Below are 3,340 nucleotides of genomic sequence, written 5' to 3'. Positions count from 1 at the left end.
TCACGGCCGCGTCCGGCGGCGACCTGCGCCTCGCGTGGAACCCGGCCCCCGGCGCCGTGCGCCACTACACCCTGCACCGGCTCCTGCCCGACGGCACCCGGCGCTTCCTCGCCGGCACCTGCCAGCGCGCCTGTTTCGTCGCGGGCCTGCGCCCCGAACAGGGCGAGCGGCAGGCGCGGTTGGAGCTGCGCGCCGTGGGGGAGCTCTACACCTCGTCGGCCCCCGTGACGGTCACCCATCCCTGGTGACCGCGTGACCCACCTCTGGTAACCCCCCGCAATCCTGGAGAGCACCCCGCATGCATGACGACCGCAGTCTGGTCGAGGCCCGCCTCAAGCGGGTCCTCGACGAGCGCATCCGCCCCGCCGTGTACCCCGAGTCCGTACCGCTGGAGGTGGCGGTGTGGCACGCGCCCGACGAGCCGGTGCCCGTCGCCGAGGGCCTGGCGGCCGAGCCGGAGCCCATCGCCGTGGGCGCCCGCTGGGGTGCCCCCTGGGGCACCAGCTGGTTCCGGGTCACCGGGACCGTCCCCGAGGAGTGGGCCGGGAGGACCGTGGAGGCGATCCTGGACCTCGGCTTCGACGAGAACATGCCCGGCTTCCAGTGCGAAGGTCTGGTCTACCGGCCCGACGGCACCCCCGTGAAGGGCCTCAACCCGCGCAACCAGTGGGTGCGGATCGGTGCGCCCGTGGAGGGCGGCGAGGAGGTGTGCCTGCATGTCGAGGCCGCCTCCAACCCCGTCATCCTCGACTACCACCCCTTCCTTCCCACGCAGTTGGGTGACAAGGAGACCGCGGGCAGCGAGCCGCAGTACCGGCTCGCGCGCATGGACCTCGCCGTCCTCGACGAGACCGTGTGGCAACTGGTGCTCGACCTGGAGGTGCTCGGCGAGCTGATGGCCGAACTGCCGGTGGAGTCGGCACGCCGCTGGGACATCCTGCGGGCCGTGGAGAAGGCGCTCGACGCGATCGACCTCCAGGACGTGAACGGCACGGCGGCCCAGGCGCGGGTACGGCTGGAGACGGTCCTGTCGGAGCCGGCCGTCCCCTCGGCCCACCGCATCAGTGCCGTCGGCCACGCCCACATCGACTCGGCGTGGCTGTGGCCGCTGCGCGAGACGGTCCGCAAGGTAGCCCGCACCACCTCCAACATGACCGCGCTGCTCGACGACGAGCCGGAGTTCGTGTTCGCCATGTCCCAGGCCCAGCAGTGGGCGTGGGTCCGCGACCACCGGCCCGAGGTGTGGGCGCGGGTCAAGAAGGCGGTGGCCGACGGGCGGTTCGTGCCGGCCGGTGGCATGTGGGTGGAGTCGGACACCAACATGCCCGGCTCGGAGGCGATGGCCCGCCAGTTCGTGCACGGGAAGCGGTTCTTCCTCGACGAGTTCGGCATCGAGAACCAGGAGGCGTGGCTGCCGGACACGTTCGGGTTCGCGGCCGGGCTGCCGCAGATCATCAAGGCGGCCGGCTCCAAGTGGCTGCTGACCCAGAAGATCTCCTGGTCCCAGACGAACAAGTTCCCCCACCACACCTTCCGATGGGAGGGCATCGACGGCACCCGGATCTTCACCCACTTCCCGCCCGTCGACACCTACAACTGCTCCATGAAGGGCGGCGAGATCGCCCACGCGGCAAAGAACTTCAAGGACAAGGGCGTCGCCCGGCACTCCCTCGCCCCGACCGGCTGGGGGGACGGGGGCGGCGGCACGACCCGGGAGATGATCGCCAAGGCGGCCCGCCTGCGCGACCTCGAAGGCTCGGCGACCGTCGTCTGGGAGACGCCGGCGGAGTTCTTCGAGAAGGCCGAGGCCGAGTACCCCGAACCGCCCGTCTGGGTCGGCGAGCTCTACCTCGAACTCCACCGCGCCACCCTGACCAGCCAGGCCAAAACCAAGCAGGGCAACCGCCGCAGCGAGCACCTCCTGCGCGAGGCCGAACTGTGGGCGGCGACGGCGGCCGTACGGACCGGATTCCCCTACCCGTACGCGGAGTTGGACCGCATCTGGAAGACGGTGCTGCTGCACCAGTTCCACGACATCCTGCCGGGATCCTCCATCGCCTGGGTGCACCGCGAGGCGCGGCGCACCTACGAACGGCTCGCGGACGAGCTGAACGGCATCATCGACGCGGCCCAGCGGGCGCTCGCGGGGGAGGGGACGCGGGACCTGCTCTTCAACTCCGCACCCCACGGCCGGGGCGCGGTCGCGGCGGGCGGGGCCGGTCCCGCGGTCGTCGAGGGCCGCACGACGCTGACCGAGCGTCCCGGCGGTGGGCACGTCCTGGACAACGGCATCCTGCGGGTCGAGATCGACGCGCGGGGCCTGGTCGTCTCCACGTACGACATCGAGGCCGACCGGGAGACCATCGCACCCGACCGGGCGGGCAACCTCCTCCAACTCCACCCGGACTTCCCGAACATGTGGGACGCCTGGGACGTGGACGAGTTCTACCGGCACACGGTCACCGATCTCACCGACGTGGACGAGATCGCCCCCGAGGGGCACGGGGTGCGGATCACGAGGACCTTCGGCGCCTCCCGCGTCACCCAGCTCCTGTCGCTGGCGCCGGGGGAGCGGCGGCTGCTCGTGGACACCGAGGTCGACTGGCACGAGACGGAGAAGTTCCTCAAGCTCGCCTTCCCGCTCGACCTGCACGCCGAACGGTACGCGTCGGAAACGCAGTTCGGTCACTTCTACCGGCCCACGCACACCAACACCTCATGGGAAGCGGCGAAGTTCGAGGCCTGCAACCACCGCTTCGTACACCTGGAGGAGCCCGGCTGGGGTGTGGCGATCGTCAACGACTCGACGTACGGCCATGATGTGACCCGTACCGTGCGCACGGACGGCGACCGGGGCACGACCACCACGGTCCGGGCCTCGCTGCTGCGCGCCCCGCGATTCCCCGACCCCGAGACCGACCAGGGCGTCCACCGCTTCCGGCACGCGCTGGTGCCGGGGGCCGGGATCGGGGACGCGGTGCGCGAGGGCTGGCGGATCAATCTGCCGGAGCGCTCGGTACGCGGCTCCCGGGAGGTCGCCCCGCTGGTGGCCGTCGACCAGGACGCGGTCGTCGTCACGGCCGTCAAACTGGCCGACGACGGCAGCGGGGACGTGGTGGTCCGCTTCCACGAGGCGCACGGCGGACGGGCGCGGGCCACCGTCAGGGCGGGCTTCGAGGTCACCGGGGTCACGGCCACGGACCTGCTGGAACGGCCGTCGGACGATGCCCCCTCGCTGCGGCGGGAGGGGAACGAAGTGTCCCTGCGACTGCGGCCGTTCGAGCTGGTCACGCTGCGGTTCACGAGGGCCTGAGCGGCGAGGGGCGGGATGGGCCGGAGG

Annotated in this window: 1 protein-coding gene and 1 pseudogene; both read left to right on the top strand. The window is 71.7% G+C overall.

Annotated features, from left to right (window positions below; all coding sequences use genetic code 11):
• Positions 1-248, top strand: a pseudogene (locus EHS43_RS40675) (endo-beta-N-acetylglucosaminidase); the annotation flags it as partial.
• 50 nt (positions 249-298) lie between these two features.
• Positions 299-3,313, top strand: coding sequence for a glycoside hydrolase family 38 C-terminal domain-containing protein (locus EHS43_RS40670; protein WP_125195561.1), 3,015 nt, complete (start codon positions 299-301; stop codon positions 3,311-3,313).
• Positions 3,314-3,340 lie beyond the last annotated feature (27 nt).

The organism is Streptomyces sp. RP5T, from assembly GCF_003933965.1.
GTDB lineage: Bacteria > Actinomycetota > Actinomycetes > Streptomycetales > Streptomycetaceae > Streptomyces.
The sequence above is the reverse complement of the archived record's forward strand: the minus strand, read 5'-3'. Positions and strand labels throughout refer to the sequence as shown.

Bases quoted from the DNA above. Each gene is read 5' to 3' on its own strand.
- EHS43_RS40670 (WP_125195561.1), top strand. From the start codon at position 299: ATGCATGACGACCGCAGTCTGGTCGAGGCCCGCCTCAAGCGGGTCCTC.